General features: G+C 65.0%; 14 protein-coding genes. 9 read left to right on the plus strand and 5 right to left on the minus strand.

Annotation, left to right across the window (positions count from 1 at the left end; genetic code table 11):
* The first annotated feature begins 8 nt into the window (after positions 1-8).
* From MAFF_RS17400 to MAFF_RS17420, 5 genes are all read left to right on the plus strand, one after another.
* A complete protein-coding gene (locus MAFF_RS17400; protein WP_044548431.1) occupies positions 9-1283 on the plus strand; it encodes a glycosyltransferase in 1275 nt (424 codons plus the stop codon).
* The gene (locus tag MAFF_RS17405) at positions 1280-1630 is read left to right on the plus strand and encodes a cupin domain-containing protein (RefSeq protein ID WP_010912249.1); all 351 of its coding nucleotides are present in this window, start codon (positions 1280-1282) and stop codon (positions 1628-1630) included. The genes MAFF_RS17400 and MAFF_RS17405 overlap by 4 nt, the downstream gene beginning before the upstream one ends.
* Before the next feature lie 71 nt (positions 1631-1701).
* Positions 1702-2043 carry a cupin domain-containing protein gene (locus MAFF_RS17410; protein WP_010912250.1) on the plus strand — a complete coding sequence of 114 codons (342 nt, stop codon included), beginning with the start codon at positions 1702-1704 and terminating at the stop codon, positions 2041-2043.
* A gap of 22 nt (positions 2044-2065) precedes the next feature.
* Positions 2066-2410, plus strand: a complete 345-nt coding sequence (locus tag MAFF_RS17415; protein ID WP_010912251.1) for a cupin domain-containing protein — start codon at positions 2066-2068, stop codon at positions 2408-2410.
* 162 nt (positions 2411-2572) lie between these two features.
* Positions 2573-4081 (plus strand): aldehyde dehydrogenase family protein, encoded by a 1509-nt coding sequence (locus tag MAFF_RS17420; protein WP_044551016.1) that lies wholly within the window; start codon positions 2573-2575, stop codon positions 4079-4081.
* 38 nt (positions 4082-4119) lie between these two features.
* On the opposite strand, the gene MAFF_RS17425 is transcribed toward MAFF_RS17420, so the two are convergent.
* The 5 genes from MAFF_RS17425 to MAFF_RS17445 all read right to left on the minus strand — a co-directional run bounded on the left by MAFF_RS17425 (position 4120) and on the right by MAFF_RS17445 (position 10810).
* On the minus strand, positions 4120-6189 hold the full coding sequence (locus MAFF_RS17425) for a 3-hydroxyacyl-CoA dehydrogenase NAD-binding domain-containing protein (protein WP_010912253.1): 2070 nt from the start codon (positions 6187-6189) through the stop codon (positions 4120-4122).
* 155 nt (positions 6190-6344) lie between these two features.
* Positions 6345-7292 carry an ABC transporter permease gene (locus MAFF_RS17430; RefSeq protein ID WP_010912254.1) on the minus strand — a complete coding sequence of 316 codons (948 nt, stop codon included), beginning with the start codon at positions 7290-7292 and terminating at the stop codon, positions 6345-6347.
* Between the two features lie 3 nt (positions 7293-7295).
* Positions 7296-8276 (minus strand): ABC transporter permease, encoded by a 981-nt coding sequence (locus tag MAFF_RS17435; protein WP_010912255.1) that lies wholly within the window; start codon positions 8274-8276, stop codon positions 7296-7298.
* A gap of 1 nt (position 8277) precedes the next feature.
* Positions 8278-9747, minus strand: a complete 1470-nt coding sequence (locus MAFF_RS17440; protein ID WP_010912256.1) for an ATP-binding cassette domain-containing protein — start codon at positions 9745-9747, stop codon at positions 8278-8280.
* Positions 9748-9796: 49 nt separating this feature from the next.
* On the minus strand, positions 9797-10810 hold the full coding sequence (locus MAFF_RS17445) for an ABC transporter substrate-binding protein (RefSeq protein WP_027047529.1): 1014 nt from the start codon (positions 10808-10810) through the stop codon (positions 9797-9799).
* Between the two features lie 209 nt (positions 10811-11019).
* Here MAFF_RS17445 and MAFF_RS17450 point away from each other — a divergent pair, with 209 nt between their 5' ends.
* Genes MAFF_RS17450 through MAFF_RS17465 form a run of 4 tightly spaced genes read left to right on the plus strand, consistent with a single transcriptional unit; the run spans position 11020 to position 16618 of the window.
* A complete protein-coding gene (locus MAFF_RS17450; protein WP_010912258.1) occupies positions 11020-13434 on the plus strand; it encodes a glucan 1,4-alpha-glucosidase in 2415 nt (804 codons plus the stop codon).
* 49 nt (positions 13435-13483) lie between these two features.
* Positions 13484-14500: a phosphogluconate dehydrogenase (NAD(+)-dependent, decarboxylating) gene (gene gnd / locus MAFF_RS17455; protein ID WP_010912259.1), complete on the plus strand. Its 1017-nt coding sequence runs from the start codon at positions 13484-13486 to the stop codon at positions 14498-14500.
* Between the two features lie 22 nt (positions 14501-14522).
* On the plus strand, positions 14523-15899 hold the full coding sequence (gene zwf, locus MAFF_RS17460) for a glucose-6-phosphate dehydrogenase (RefSeq protein ID WP_044548433.1): 1377 nt from the start codon (positions 14523-14525) through the stop codon (positions 15897-15899).
* 14 nt (positions 15900-15913) lie between these two features.
* Positions 15914-16618 carry an ROK family protein gene (locus tag MAFF_RS17465; RefSeq protein ID WP_044548436.1) on the plus strand — a complete coding sequence of 235 codons (705 nt, stop codon included), beginning with the start codon at positions 15914-15916 and terminating at the stop codon, positions 16616-16618.
* The last annotated feature ends 179 nt before the right edge of the window (positions 16619-16797 follow it).

Consider the following 16797-nt stretch of genomic DNA (forward strand, 5'->3'; position numbering starts at 1 on the left):
GAAGCTTGATGGCGCAGAAGACGATCGCCTTTTTCCCGGAAGCCGCCTACGGCCCGGCGCTCAATTCCGTCGGCATCGCCCAGGCCGTCGAGGCACGTGGCCACAAGGCGGTGTTCCTGTCCGATCCCGGCTTCGTCGAGGTTTACAGGGGCTACGGTTTCGAGGCGCATCCGGTGAACCTGTCCGAACCGATGCCGCCGGAGCAGATGGCCAAGTTCTGGGAGGATTTCATCAACGGCCACATTCCGAACTTCCGCAAATCGCCCTACGACCAGGTCGACAATTACGTCAAGGATTGCTGGACGGCGATCGTCGACAGCGCCAAATGGGCGCAGAAGGATCTGCCGGGCGTGCTGGCCGCCATCAAGCCCGACGTCATCTGCGTCGACAATGTCATCCTGTTTCCGGCCATAAAACAGTTCGGCAAGCCATGGGTACGCGTCATCTCCTGCTCGGAAAACGAGATCGAGGACGAGGACATCCCGCCGCATCTGTCGGGTTGCGGCGAGAACGACCATGTCGGACACCAGCGCTACCGCGACCATTTCAACACGGTGATCAAGCCGATCCATGACGACTTCAATGCCTTCCTGAAGGCAAACAAGGAGGCGGCCTATCCGGTCGGCCAGTTCTTCGAGGCCTCGCCCTATCTCAATTTGCTGCTTTACCCCGAAGCGGCAAAGTTCAAGCGCCGTCACCCGCTCGACCCCCGACAATTCCAGTATCTCGAAGGCTGCGTGCGGCAGGAGAAGCCCTATGCGGTGCCTAGCTTCGCGAAGAACAATGACGGGCCGCTGCTCTATGTCTCCTTCGGCAGCCTCGGCGCCGGCGATGTCGAGCTCTTGAAGCGCATAATCGCCACGCTGGGCAAGACCCGCTACCGCGCGCTGGTCAATGTCGGCGGCTACAAGGACCAGTACACCGACGTGCCCGGCAATGTCATCGTCGAGAGCTGGTTCCCGCAGCCTTCGGTGATCCCGCAGGTCGATGCCGTCATCCACCATGGCGGCAACAACTCGTTCACCGAGTGCCTCTATTTCGGCAAGCCGGCGATCATCATGCCCTATGTCTGGGACGGTCACGACAACGCCACCCGCGTCGAGGAAACCGGCCATGGTTTCGGCATGCCGCGCTACGACTGGAGCGATGCCGAGCTGGCCGCGAAGATCGAAGCCTGCCTGACCGATCCCCGGATGAAGGCGAAGCTGGCGAAGACATCGGCACAGATGCACGCGCAGAACGGGCCTGAGAAGGCTGCCGGCTTGCTGGAGGCGTTGCTGTGACCTCCTCCGCCCCACACCTCTATCAGGCCTCCACCCGCACCGATCTCGCCGACTGGGGCACCCAGCCTGACGTGCTGGACGGCGCCTCGCACTCCACCGGCAGGCTGGTGCACAAGGGACCCAACAACCAGCCGGAATCCGGCATCTGGGTCTGCACGCCGGGCCGCTGGCGGCTCTCGATCCCGCGCGATGAATTGTGCCATTTCGTCGCCGGCCGCGCGACCTACCGCTCGGATGTCGGCGAGGTGATAGAAGTCTCGGCCGGGACCGTGGTCATGTTCCCCGCCGGCTGGACGGGCGAGTGCACGGTGCATGAGACCATGCGCAACGTCTACATGCTGGCCTGAGAAGCATGATCCCGAAAAGTGGGAACCGGTTTTCGGACGAGATCATGCTTAAGCAAGAATCGGAGCAAGACATGTCGACACCGCACTGGCCGCAGGCCTCGAACGTGGAACTGGAGGATTGGGGCGCAGGCAGCAACACGCTTGCCGGCGCGCCGCGCGCCTCCGGCAAGATCCTGTCGCAGAACCCGGACGGATCGAGTGAATGCGGCCTGTGGTCGTGCACGCCGGGCACCCGCAAGGTCACCTTCGCCGCCGACGAGTTCTGTCATTTCCTGTCGGGTCACGGCAGCTATGTCCATGACAATGGCGAACAGATTCCGGTCGAGGCCGGCACGCTGGTGTTCTTTCCCGCCGGCTGGACCGGCATCTCCATCATCACGCAAACGCTGACCAAGGCCTTCATGTGCCGGTGAGCATCATTTCAAGGAATTCGATATGACGACGCCAATCATGCAATCGCCGCTCGCCATCACCGGCCTCGTCGACTGGGGTGTCATCCCGACGATGATCGAGGGCCAGTCCCACACCTCGGGCAAGCTGCTCCACAAAGGACCGGAAGGTCGTTCCGAATGCGGCCTGTGGGTCTGCACCCCCGGCAAATGGCACTGCCACGTCACCCGCGACGAGTTCTGCCACTTCCTCGAAGGCCGCTGCACCTATGTGCACGAATCGGGCGAAGTGATCGAAATCGAGCCGGACACGGCGGCCTTCTTCCCGCAGGACTGGAAGGGCGTCTGCACTGTCCATGAGACCATCAAGAAGGTCTACATGATCCGCTGAGCCTTCCCGATAATTCTACCCTGCCGGACACCTGACGCGGCTTTCTGCGCTTCCGGTGCTCACGGACCCAAATGTCCGCTGCGCTCCGGGTCTCGAAAGCCACGCCATCTGCCTCGGCAGGGCGAATTCTCAAAAAAGGCTCCATACGTGGAGGAGGACAACATGCATTTCTCCCCTGACCGGCCGACCTTCTTCGTCAATCCGGATTACCGGCAGATGGCCGATACGAGCAAACCGGTGATCGATCCGGCAACGCTGGAGACGGTCGGCGCCATCGCGTCCGCCAGCGATGGCGAGATCGATGCGGCGCTCGCTGCCGCGACGAAGGCGCAGGCCGCCTGGAAAAGGCTCGATGCCAAGAGCCGGGCAAAACATTTGCATGCCGTCGCCAATGCCATCGAGGCCGCCGATTTCACCCGTTGCGCCGAGCTGATGGTGCGCGAGATGGGCAAGCCCTATCCCGAAGCCATCGGCGAGATCGCCAATTGCGCACCGATCTTCCGCTATTATGCCGAGATGGCGCGCGACGACGCCGGCAAGGTCGCCGGCACGACGCAGGCCGGTTCGTTCCAGTACGCGCGCTACGAGCCCTATGGCGTCTCGGTCCACATCATGCCCTACAACTTCCCGATCCTGCTGATGTGCTGGACCGTCGCGGCATCGCTTGCCGCCGGCAATGCCTGCATCATCAAGCCGGCCGAGGCGACGACGCTGTCGACGCTGGACTACATGGCCGTGTTCCGCTCGCTGCCGGAAGGCCTGGTCTCCTGCCTGCCCGGCGGCGCGGCCACGGCGCAAGCACTGATCACGTCCGACCGCACCCATGCCGTCGCCTTCACCGGCTCGGTCGCCGCAGGCAAGGCGGTCGCGGTCGCCTGCGCCGAACGCATGAAGCCTTGCGTCATCGAGGCCGGCGGCAGCGATCCGCTGATCATCAGCAAACACGCGCCACTGGAGGTCGCCGCGGCCGGCAGTGTCACCGCCGCCTTCCATCTCACCGGCCAGGTCTGCACTTCGGCCGAGCGCTTCTTCGTCGTCGATGCCGTGCATGACCGCTTCGTCGAGTTGTTTGCCGAAAGGACACGCGCGCTGCGCATCGGCAACGGCATGGACAAGACCGAGATCGGTCCGCTGGTCAGCGAAGCGGCCCGTGCCAAGGTCATGCGTCTTGTCGATGACGCCATTGCCCATGGCGCCAAGGCCGTCACCGGCGGGCGCATCCCGCCGTCGCACAACACCGGTTGGTTCTACGAGCCGACGATCCTGACCGGCGTCACCCCTGATATGGCGATCGTGCGCGAAGAGTGTTTTGGGCCGGTCGCCGCCATCTGCCGGGTGAAGGATTTCGACGAGGCGATACGGCTTGCCAATGACAGCCTGTTCGGGCTCGGCGCCTCCGTCTTCACCACCGACCTCGCCGAAGCGCATGAAGCGGCCGAACGGCTCGAGGCCGGCATGGTCTGGGTCAACAACCCGCTGATCGACAATGACGCCCTGCCCTTCGGCGGCTGGAAGGCGTCAGGCCTCGGCCGTGAACTCGGCCGCCAGGGGCTCGACGCCTTCCGTCGCTCGAAAATGGTCATCATCGACCACAGACCGGCGATCCAGGACTGGTGGTATCCCTATCCCGACAGCTGGTTCCGCGAGACCGGCGGCCGCAAGCACGTGTGAGGAATGGCGCGCGGCGACGCCGCGCGGCTTGACAAGGTTTACGCCTCGACGCCCTCCCAGGAGCCGGTCTCGGCCATCCGCTTCAGCAGCGGGGCAGGCTTGAACACATCCTTGCCGGTCCGCTGATGCCAGTGGTCGAGCCGCTGGACGATCTTTGCCGCCCCTTCGAGACCGGCCCAGAACATCGGGCCGCCCTTGCCGATGGGAAAACCGTAGCCGTTGACCCAGACGACATCGATGTCTGAGGCACGGGCCGCGATCTTCTCCTCGAGGATCTTCGCGCCCTCATTGACCAGGGGATAGAGCGTGCGCTCGATGATTTCGTCCGCGCTGATCGCACGCGGCGCGATGCCACGCTCGGCGGCCTTGTCACGGATTAGCGCCTCAACCTCGGGATCGGGAATGCCCGCCCGGGCGCCGGCCTCGTAGAGATAGAAACCCCGGCCGGTCTTCTGGCCGAAGCGCCCCTGTTCGCACAGCGTGTCGGCGATGACGGCCGTCAGGCCACGCGCCTTGCGGTTGCGCCAGCCAATGTCGAGGCCGGCGAGATCGCCCATCTGGAACGGCCCCATCGGCCAGCCGAAATCGGTGAACGCCTTGTCGATCTGGCTGGGTGTCGCACCCTCCAGAAGCAGCGCCTCCGATTCCGAACCGCGCGCGGCCAGCATGCGGTTGCCGACGAAGCCGTGGCAGACGCCGACAACGACCGCCACCTTGCCGATCCGCCGCGCCAGGTCGATCACCGTCGCCAGCGCATCCGGCGCGGTCTTGTCGGCCCGCACGATCTCCAGCAGCTTCATGACATTGGCCGGCGAGAAGAAATGCAGGCCGAGCACATCCTGCGGCCGCGAGATCGAGCCGGCGATTTCATTGATGTCGAGATAGGAGGTGTTGGTGGCGAGGATGGCGCCCGGCTTGGCGACAGCATCCAGCTTGCCGAAAACCTCCTTCTTCACCGCCATGTCCTCGAACACCGCCTCGATGATCAAGTCGCATTCGGCGAGATCGGCATAGTCGGTCGAGCCCTTGAACTGGGCGAGCCGCTGATGCTTGGCGTCTTCGGCCAGGGAACCGCGCGAAACGGAAACGGCATAGTTCTTCTCGATCGTGCCCAGCCCGCGCTGCAGCGCTTCCGCGCTGGTTTCCAGCAAGGTGACCGAGAACCCGCCATTGGCGAAGGCCATGGCGATGCCGCCGCCCATCGTGCCGGCGCCAATGACGCCGACGCGGGCGATCCTACGCTTGTACGTGTCCTTGGCAGGAAGCTTTGCCGCCTCACGTTCGGCGAAGAACAGATGCCGCTGCGCCCGCGACTGGTCACTGGCGACCAGTTTTACGAACAGCGCCCGCTCCGCCGCCAGCGCCTCGTCGAAGGGTAGTGTGACGGCGTTGCGCACGGCTTGCGCGCAGGCGACGGGCGCTTCCAGCCCGCGCGCTTTCCTGGCGAGGTCCGCCGCCTCGGCGTCGAAAGCCGCAAGGTCGGTTTCCCCAAGCCGCTCATCGCGATCGCGCACCGGCGTGAACGGACCGCCCTTGCGGGCGATTTCCCCTGCGAAGTTCACGGCATGCGTGGTCAGATCTCCCTCGAAAACGGCATCGACCAGACCGGCTTCATGCGCTTCGTCCGCGCCGATCGGAGTCCCGGAAACGATCATCTTCAGCGCCTTCACCGCGCCGACCAGGCGCGGCAGCCGCACCGTGCCGCCGCCGCCCGGCAAGAGACCGAGCTTCACTTCGGGCAGGCCGAGTTTGGCGCCGGCATCGGCAACGCGGAAATGGCAGCCGAGTGCCAGTTCCAGCCCACCGCCGAGCGCGGTGCCGTGGATGGCGGCGACCGTCGGTTTGGCGATGGTTTCCAGCATCGCTACGATGGCGCGCAGATCGGGCTGCTGCACCGGTTTGCCGAATTCGGTGATGTCGGCGCCGGCAACGAAGGTCCGTCCTGCGCAGGCAATCACGATTGCCGTGACCGAAGCGTCATCGCGCAAGTCGACAAGCGCCTGCATCAGCGGCGCGCGGACATGGAAACTCAGTGCGTTGACCGGCGAGTTGTCGATGGTGACGATGGCGACGCCATTGTCATTCACGGCGCTGACAGAATTGGACAAGCAGAGCCCTCCCGGGACCGACTGAGATCGCGGAAGGGTTTACTAGGCCGCGCCCCGAATGGGAACCCGCTGTCGGGCTGGCCCAACAGTTGGCGGCGCGACGGGCTGCTCCGGGAGGTCGCGCTCGATGCTCGCCGGACGCTTGGGAACGGCGATCACCGCACCGCCTTCTCCCCGCCCGCCGCCGTAATCACCCCGACGATGATCAGCCCCGTCAGCAGCAGCCGCACGCCGGCGCTGACGCCGAACGTGTTGAGCATGGTGAGCAGCAGCACCAAAAACAGCGCCGCTCCCCACACGCCGGGCACATTGGCCTTGCCGCCGGCGACCGACGTGCCGCCGATGACGACGACGGCGATCGAGGCGAGCAGATATTCATTGCCGATGTCGACATTGGCGCCCCTGAAATAGCCGGCGAGCAGGGCGCCATCGATGCCGCCGAGCGCGCCAGACAGCGTGTAGGTGAGGAAGCGGATGCGCCCGACATTGACGCCGGCGAGCCAGGCGGCGCGGATGTTCTGGCCGATCGCCAGCACCGAGCGACCATAGATCATGCGCTGCAGGGCGATCGCCGCGCCGATGGTGAACAGCACGGTCAGCACCGCCAGCACGGGAATACCCAGCACCTGCCAGTTGGTGAAATCGGCAAAGCCCGGCGGCGGCTTGATCTGCAGCCCGCGCCCATAGCTGATGTCGATCGACTGGATGATGAAGCTCGCCGACAAAGTGGCGATGATCGGCGGAATGCGCAGCGCCCAGATCAGCAGATAGTTGACCGCGCCTATCGCGGCACCCGTGGCGAGCGCCGCCAGAAGGCCGACCACGATCATGGAATCGCTGCCGGCCATCACCTTCATGGCGACCGCGCTGGCGAGGCCGATATTGGCCGGCAGCGACAGGTCGACATTGCCGGGGCCGAGCGTGATGACGAACATCTGGCCGACGCCGACGATGACGGTGAACACGGCGAGCGACAACGCCGCCGTGACCATGCCGCCGGCGCCATAGCCGCCGGTGAAGGCGATAGTCGCCAGCCACACGACAAGCGCGCCGAGGAACGACCATACCCAGGGTTTGCCGGCCAGCGATCTAACCAATGACATCGCTCACCTCTCCCTGCGGCTGATCAGCACCCGCGCCGCCAGCACGATGATCAGGATGGCGCCGTTGGCGGCGACCTGCCAGTCCGGCGGGATGTGCATGAAGGTGAGCAGCGGCGACGCCGCCAGCGCCAGCGTCAGCGCGCCGATCACCGCGCCGATCGGCGACACCCGGCCACCGACGAATTCGCCGCCGCCGAGGATGACGCCAGCGATCGAAAGCAGCGTGTAGCCATTGCCGATATTGGCGTCGGCCGAGGTGGTGATGCCGATCAGCGCCATGCCGGACAGCACGCCGAACAGGCCGGCCAGCGCAAACAGCACGATCTTGGTTCTGAGCAGCGACCAACCGGCACGCTTGAGCGCGGCCGGATTGCCGCCGGAGCCGCGCAGGATCACGCCATAGGAGGTGCGCATCAGGCCGAAATGGACGACGAGGCCGATCAGCAGTGCCGCGATGATCGGGAAGGGAATGAGAGGCGGCTTGAACGACATGATCGCCAGCAGCCAGTCCGGCGCCTTGCCGCCGGGCTTGGGCAGGACGAGGATGGCCAGCCCCTGCCAGACGAAACTCATGCCGAGCGTCACCACGATCGACGGCAGATTGCGCAGATGGATCAGGGCGCCGAGCAGCGCATAGACGCCGATCGAGCCGAGCAGGATGGCGACGCCGATGAGCGGCGCGTCCTTCAGCCAGGTCGCGGTGACGCAGCCGACGAACCCGACGAAGGTGCCGATCGACAGGTCGAGCTCGTTACCTGAAATGACGAACATCTGCGCGATCGTCGCCAGCGCGATCGGGATCGCCAGGTTCAGCATCAGGCTGAAGCCGAAATAGCTGATGGCGCGCGGGTTGAGCCAGGCTATGGCGGCGAGCACCAATGCCAGCGACAGCGCCGGCAGCAGCCCGCGCAGCAGGCGGGCGCGCGCCAGCGCGCCGCGCTCGGCGGAACTCCTGGCGGCGGTGTCGAGGCTGGCGGCGGTCATCTCAGGCCGCGTCGCCGAAGGAGGACTGGATGATCTTCTCTTCGGTCAATTCGTTGCGACCCAGATTGGCGACGATGCGGCCGTTCTTGAAGACATAGACGTGGTCGCAATTGTCGAGTTCCTCGGTTTCCGTGGTGTACCAGAGGAAGGTGCGGCCGCGGCCAGCCTCCTCGCGCACCAGGTCGTAGACTTCCAGCTTGGTGCCGATATCGACGCCGCGCATCGGATCGTCCATCAGCACGATCTGGGCATCGGAGCCGAGTGCGCGGGCAAACAGCGCCTTCTGCTGGTTGCCGCCCGACAGCGAGAAGATGTTGTTGTTCATGTCTGGCGTGCGGATGCCGATCTTCTTCTGCCAGAACTCGGCAAGTTCGGCCTCGCGCCGCGGCGAGATTAGCAGCCCGTTGCGCAAGCGCGCCAGCGAGCGGATCCCGATGTTCTCGGCAATCGACCATTGCGGGAAGATGCCGTCCGACTGGCGGTCGCCGGCGACCAGCGCCACCGGCGCGGTCACTTCTATGCCGGTCCTGGCGCGGGAAGCAGCAGCGAAAATCGCCAGCAACAGGTCGGTCTGGCCATGTCCCGCCAGCCCGGCAAGGCCGATGATCTCGCCGGCACGGGCGACAAGGTCGGCGCCATCCTTCTGCGCGGCGGGACGCGCCCGCACCCGCAACGGGCCGGCAGCCGGCTTGGCGGCGGCAATTTCAGCGGCGATCTTCTGGCGCGTCTCGGCCCCACCCATCGCCGTCACCAGCCGGTCGCGATCGAAGGCATCCGCCGCGTCAGCGACCACCACCTTGCCGTCGCGCATCACCACGATGCGGTCGGCATTCCTGAGCACCTCGCCCAGCACATGCGAGATCAGGATGCAGCTCTTGCCGCCGGCGATGAAACGGCGCACGAAGGCCAGCAACTGGCCGGCCGTATGCGCGTCCAGCGACGAGGTCGGCTCGTCCAGGATCACGAGGTCGAGCCGGTCCTGGGTCACCGTGAAGGCGCGCGCCACCTCGACCATCTGGCGCCGGCCGATTGAGAGATCCCCGACGATGTCCGAGGCCGAAATGCCATGATCCGGAAAGATCTCGTCAAGCTTGGCGGTGATCAGCGCGGCCGCCTTGCGCCGCCAGCCGAGGCCCGAGAGCGAGGCGTGGTTGATGCGCGTGTTCTCGGCGACGCTGAGATTGGGGCACAGCGACAGTTCCTGGAACACGCAGCGTATGCCGAGCTTTTGCGCCCGCGACACCGAGTAGTTGTCCTCGATGCCGCCATGCACGCCGATCTTGCCGCTGTCGGGCGCCAGCGTGCCCGCCACCATGTGCATCAGCGTCGATTTGCCGGCGCCATTGTGGCCGACCAGGCCGACGCATTCGCCGGGCCGGACATGGAAGTCGACGCCGCCCAGTGCGCGAACGGCGCCGAAATGTTTTTCGGCGCCGTTCAGTCTGATGATGTCAGCGTTCCCTTCAGGCATGCTCAACAATATCCGCGCGATGGTACGAAGGGCAACGCAAGCGCGACATTCACTTGATGTTGGCCTTGATCGCCGCGAGGGCGTCTTCCTGCGTGTATTCGTGGGTGGCGACGCCGCCTTCCTTGATCTTCGGCAGGGCTGCCTCGAAGTCGTCCTGGGTGAAGGCCAGATACGGCACCAGCAGATCGTGCGGAATGTCCTTGCGGCCATCGAGAACCTGTTGCGCCACCCAGAAGGCGAGCGACGACACGCCGGGCGCGATCGAAGCCGACCAGGTCTTGTAGCCGTCCTTGTCCTTCTGCTCCTTCCACCACTTCAGCTCGTCCTGCCGGTTGCCCATGATGATGGTCGGGCGCGGCTTGCCGGCGGCGGCGAAAGCCTGTGCGGCGCCATAGCCGTCACCGCCCTGGTCGACGATGCCGACGACATCAGGCAGCGAGGGCAGGATGGTCGCAACGGCCTTTTGCGCCGTCGTCTGGTCCCAGTCGCCGGTCACCGAGCCGACGATCTTGAACTCGGGATGGGCGGCGACGCCTTCGAGGATGCCGGCATGGATGGCATCGTCGATCGAGGTGCCGGCCAGGCCACGGATTTCCAAAAGGTTCCCGCCCTTGGGCTGGAACTTGGCCATCTGCTCGACTTCCTGCTTGCCCATATCCTTGAAGTCGACGACGACGCGGTAGGCGCAAGGCTCCGTGACGGTGCCGTCGAAGGAGACGACCGTGATACCGGCATCGCAGGCCTGCTTGATGGCGCCATTGAGCGCGTCCGGTGAGGCGGCGTTGATGACGATGGCGTCATAGCCCTGCAGGATCAGGTTCTGCACCTGGGCCGCCTGCGTCGGCACTTCCTTGTCGGCGGTGGTGAAGATGTCGGCCGCGCCGACGATCTTGTCGGCGACCGCCTTCTTGGTGACGATGCCGTAGCTGTCGAGCATCGCCTGCCGCCACGAATTGCCGGCGTAATTGTTCGAGAATGCGATCTTCTTGCCGCTGGTATCGGCAAGTGCCGTGCCTGATGCGAGCATCGCGGCAAGAGCGCTCAGAGCTAACAGTTTCTTCATGTTCATACTCCTCCCAAGAGTTGCTGGTCGTGCGGATTTTAGGTGGAAAATCGAGCCTGCGTTCCTGTTTTTTATCGATTGTCAGACAAATGCAACTGGCACAGCGGCCTGTCAACTGCAATCCGCAAAGCCTGACGATCAACTTGCGGTGCGCCGATTGAAATGGCGTCGGTGGATGGGTAAGCCATGCGCACAGGAGGCCAACAGAGATGGCAGTGACGCCGATCGTTCCCCCGGGCGCACCGGGCATTCCGGCGCGCTGGACATCGAGCGCCAAGAGCGGCGTCGGGACGTCGCTTTCGCCGGCCGGCCACATCTGGTTCACCATCAGCCACGGCATCCTCGAAGTCTACTATCCACGGCTCGACAGCGCCTGCACGCGCGATCTCGGCCTGATCGTCACCGGTCCCGGCGGCTATTTCTCCGAAGAGAAGCGCGATGCCGCGCATGAAATCGAGCCCTTCGAGGCCGGCGTGCCCGCCTACCGGCTGGTCAACACGGCCGGCGACGGCGCCTACCGCATCGAGAAGCGCATCCTCTGCGACCCTGCGCGGCCCGTGCTGCTGCAGGAAATCACCTTCACGGCGCTTAAAGGTGCGCCCGACGATTACCGCGTCTACGCGCTTCTGGCGCCGCATCTGGTCAATGCCGGCATGGGCAACACCGCCTGGGTCGGCGACCACAAGGGAAAGCCCGTGCTGTTCGCCTCGGGCCGCGGCTCTTGCCTGGCGCTGGCCTCGTCGCTGCCCTGGCGGGACTGTTCAGCCGGCTATGTCGGCTTCTCCGACGGCTGGCAGCAGCTCAATCATACCGGCATCCTTGATCAGGCTTGCCAACGGGCGGAAGACGGTAATGTCGCACTGACCGGCGAGATCGGCTTTACATCAACAACGACAAAAGCCGTGCTGGCGCTGGGTTTCGGCGCGACACCGGACGAGGCCGCCGAAAATGCCTTCGCCAGTCTGGAACAGGGCTTTGAGCCCGCAGCCAAGACCTACCTCCAGAATTGGCGCGAATGGCAGGCGCGGCTGCTGCCCCTGGACCGGCACGCGGCATCCGGCATCAACACCTATCGCACCTCGACCGCGGTTCTGGCGACGCACCGCTCCATCGCCATGCCGGGCGCGGCGGTCGCAAGCCTGTCCATTCCCTGGGGCTTCAACAAGGGCGACGACGACCTTGGCGGCTACCATCTGGTCTGGCCGCGCGATCTGGTCGAGACTGCGGGCGGCTTCCTCGCCGCCGGCGACGCCGCCTCGGCGCTGCAGATCCTTGAGTATCTGCGCTCCATCCAGCAGCCGGACGGCCATTGGCCGCAAAATGCCTGGCTCGACGGGTCGGCCTATTGGCCCGGCATCCAGATGGACGAGTGCGCCTTTCCGCTGCTTCTGGCCGACGCCTTGCACCGCGCCGGCCATCTGCCGCGCGCCAGGCTTGCCACCTTACTGCCGATGATCGAACGCGCCGCGACCTATGTCGTGCGCAATGGACCCGTCACCGGCGAAGACCGCTGGGAAGAGGATGCCGGCTACAGCCCGTTCACGCTTGCCGTCGAGATCGCCGCCCTGCTTGCTGCGGCCGACCTGCTCGACGCCTGCGGCAAGAAGGACGAAGCAACCTATCTGCGCGAGACATCAGATGGCTGGAACGACCAGCTTGAGCGCTGGACCTATGCCACCGACACGGCGATCTGCAGGGCAGCCGGCGTCGAAGGTTATTATGTCCGTATCGCGCCACCCGACAGCGCCGAGGCCGGCTCGCCCAAGGACGGCTATGTCCCGATCAAGAACCGGCCGCCCGGCGACACCGACCGCCCGGCGCAGGAAATCGTCAGCCCCGACGCGCTGGCGCTGGTGCGCTTTGGCCTGAGGTCGGCCGACGACCCGCGCATCGTCGACACAGTCAAGGTCATCGACGCGCAGTTGCGCTGCGCGCTGCCGCAGGGCCCGATCTGGTATCGATACAATGGCGACGGCTATGGCGAACACCAGGACGGCACGCCTTTCGACGGTACCGGCCAGGGCCGGCCCTGGCCGCTTCTGGCCGGCGAGCGCGCCCATTATGAGCTGGCGGCGGGGCGCAAGGATGAGGCGGCCAACCTGCTCAAGGCGCTGGAGGATTCGGCCGAGCCGGGCGGCCTGCTGCCGGAGCAGGTCTGGGATGGCGCCGACCTGCCCGAGCGCCAATTGCTGCATGGCCGCCCCTCGGGCAGCGCCATGCCCCTGGTCTGGGCGCACTCCGAGCATATCAAGCTGCTGCGCTCGCTGCGCGACGGCGCCGTCTTCGACATGCCGCCGCAAGGCGTGAAGCGCTACATCGAGGCCAAGACCGTATCGCCATTCAGGACCTGGCGCTTCAACAACAAGATCCGCGCGCTGCCCGAAGGCAAGACGCTGCGCATCGAATTGCTGGCCGCGGCCACGGTGCATTGGAGCACCGACAATTGGGCAACCGCCCATGACAGCCAGACGGTGGAAAATGCCTTCGGCATCCATCTTGCCGATTTGCCCACGACCAGCCTCCCCGAGGGAAGCGCGCTGATCTTCACTTTTTTCTGGCCCGGAACCGGCGATTGGGAGAATGTCGACTTCTCCGTCACATCAGGCGAGCGGGATAGCGGCTAACATCCTTCCTCGATATATCAAGACAATCTCTAGGAAACAGGACGAAACCATGCAGATCGGAATGATGGGACTGGGCCGGATGGGCGCCAACATGGTGCGGCGCCTGATGCGAGACGGCCATGAATGCGTCGTCTACGACATCAACCCGGCAAGCGTCGCGGCTCTGGTCAGCGACGGCGCGCTCGGCGCGGCCTCCCTGACGGAATTCGTCGGCAAGCTCGCCAAGCCGCGCTGTGTCTGGCTGATGCTGCCGGCGGCGATCACCGGCAAGATTATCGATCAGGTCTCGGCCCTGATGGAACCCGGCGACATCGTCATCGACGGCGGCAATTCCTACTATCACGACGCCGTCAACCAGGCGGCCAAACTGGCCGCCAAGGGCATCCATCTTGTCGATGTTGGCACCAGCGGCGGTGTCTGGGGCCTGGAGCGCGGCTACTGCCTGATGATCGGCGGTCCCGACGTAGCGGTGCAGCACCTCGATTCGATCTTCGCCACGCTAGCGCCCGGCGCCGATGCCGGCGCGCCGGCTCCCGACAAGGCCGCCGGAACCGCGCCCTTCGGCTACCTGCATTGCGGGCCGAGCGGCGCCGGCCATTTCGTCAAGATGGTGCACAACGGCATCGAGTATGGCGTCATGGCCGCCTATGCCGAAGGCATGAACATCTTGAAGTCGGCCAATGCCGGCAAGCGGCAACGCACGGCCGACGCCGAGACCAGCCCGCTGGAAAACCCGCAATATTATCAGTTCGACATCGACCTCCCGCAGGTGGCCGAGGTCTGGCGGCATGGCAGCGTCATCGGCTCCTGGCTGCTCGATCTCACCGCCGGCGCGCTGAAGAGCGATCCGGGCCTGGCCCAGTTCGGCGGCCGCGTCTCGGATTCCGGCGAAGGACGCTGGACGCTGAAGGCGGCGATCGACACCGGCGTGCCGGCGCCGGTGCTGTCCTCGGCGCTGTTCGACCGCTTCTCCTCGCAAGGCGAATCCGAATTCGCCGACAAGCTGTTGTCCGCCATGCGCTATGCCTTCGGCGGCCATGTCGAAAAGCCGAAGGCCGGCAAGTGACGCCACAGCGGGAGACGCACGCATGAGCCAGGAACGGTCCGACACGCTGGTGCTCTTCGGCGCCACCGGCGACCTCGCCCACAAGAAGATATTTCCGGCGCTTTACCAGATGGTCGCCAAGGGCACGCTCACCGAACCGGTGATCGGCGTCGCCTTCGACGCCTGGGACATCAAGCAGTTGCAGGCCCGCGCCCGCGACGGCATCGTCAACGCGCTGGGCAAGATCGACGAGAAGGTGTTCGCCAAATTCGCTTCGTTGCTGCGCTATGTCAGCGGCGACTACCGCGATCCGGCCACCTTCGAGAAACTGAAGACCGCGCTTGGCACCGCCCAGCGGCCGCTGCACTACATGGCGGTGCCGCCGACCATGTTCGAGACTGTCGTTCAAGGGTTGGAGCAGTCGGGAACCGCGCGTGGCGCACGGCTGATGGTGGAAAAGCCGTTCGGCCATGATCTGCAGTCGGCGCGCTGGCTGAACCGGGTGCTGCATCTGGTGTTCGACGAACAGTCGATCTTCCGCATCGACCACTATCTCGGCAAGGAAGCGATCCAGAACCTGCTTTATTTCCGCTTCGCCAATTCCTTCCTCGAGCCGATCTGGAACCGCAATTTCGTCGAGAGCGTGCAGATCACCATGGCCGAGGATTTCGGAGTCGAGGGGCGCGGCCGCTTCTATGACGATGTCGGCTGCATAAGGGATGTCATCGAGAACCATCTGCTCAACATCCTCCTGCTGCTGGCCATGGAGCCGCCGGTCGGCCGCTCCGCCGACGACCTGATCGACGAGAAGGTCCAGGTGCTCCGGGCGATCCGGACGCTGACGAAAGACGATGTCGTGCGCGGCCAGTTCACCGGCTATCTCGCCGAGCCCGGCGTGGCGCCGAATTCGCCGGTCGAAACCTTCGCTGCGGTGCGGTTCTTCGTCGACACATGGCGCTGGCAGGACGTGCCGTTCTTCATTCGCGCCGGCAAGAACATGCCGGTGCATGTTACGGAAGTGGTGGTGCGGCTGAAGCGCCCGCCGCTCGACGTCTTCGACCCGATCAAGCCCGCCGACCAGAATTACGTGCGCTTCCGCATCGACCCGCAGGTGGTGATCGCCATAGGCGCGCAGCGCAAGGCGCCCGGCGACGACATGGTCGGCGAGCAGGTGGAACTGACGGCGCTCGACGACAGCAAGGCCGACATGCCGCCTTACGAGCGCCTGATCGGCGACGCCATGAACGGCAATGGCCAGCTCTTCACCCGCCAGGACGCGGCCGAGCTCGCCTGGCGCATCGTCGGGCCGGTGCTTGGCGACACCACGCCGCCGCATCTCTACGAGCCGAAAACATGGGGACCGGCGCACGCCATGGCCGGCTTCGGGCCGCCCAATGGCTGGATCGACCCGGTGGCATGAGTGGAGGGGACGCGATGGCCAAGGCGGTGAAGCAACCGGCACCCGACGCCGAGCAGATCGTTCTGGCGATCGACATTGGCGGCTCGCACGTCAAGATCCTGACCAGCGCCGGCGGCGCCGAGCGCCGGGACGATTCCGGCCCGGACCTGACGCCGCAGCAGATGATCGACAAGGTGAAGAAACTCGCCGAGGGCCTGTCCTACGACGTCATCTCGATGGGCTATCCCGGCCCGGTGCGTCACAACAAGCCGGTGCTCGACCCCAAGAATCTCGGCAAGGGCTGGGCCGGCTTCGATTTCGCCGCGCAATTCGGCAAGCCGGTCAAGGTGGTCAATGATGCGCTGATGCAGGCCATCGGCAGCTATGAAGGCGGGCGCATGCTGTTCCTCGGGCTGGGAACCGGCCTCGGCGCGGCGATGGTCTTCGACAATGTCGGCCAGCCGATGGAACTCGCCCATCTTCCCTACAGAAAAGGCCGCAGTTTCGAGGACTATGTCGGCGAGCGCGGCCTGGAAAAGCGCGGCAAGAAGAAGTGGCGCAAATACGTCTTCGACGTCGTCACCCGGCTGCGCGCCGCCCTGCAACCAGACTATGTCGTCATTGGCGGCGGCAATGTCGACAAGCTCGACGCGTTACCAGCCGAGGCCAGGCGCGGTGACAACACACGCGCCTTCGAAGGCGGATTTCGTCTGTGGCGAGACAAGGCCCTGATTGTCTGATATTATTACAGTTTAGTATAGTTGTTCAAAATAACGTGTGGCGCCGCGCTTAATCATTGCGTTGTGCAGATTTGCCGACTAGGAATTTCGCGCGCTGCCCCCGCGCGGTCCACTGGATACGCCAGAGACGCTTCAGCATCCTTTTTTGATTTTGTGCCTCGTCCTTTCGAAAACGAACC

It is taken from the genome of Mesorhizobium japonicum MAFF 303099 (assembly GCF_000009625.1).
Lineage (GTDB): Bacteria > Pseudomonadota > Alphaproteobacteria > Rhizobiales > Rhizobiaceae > Mesorhizobium > Mesorhizobium japonicum.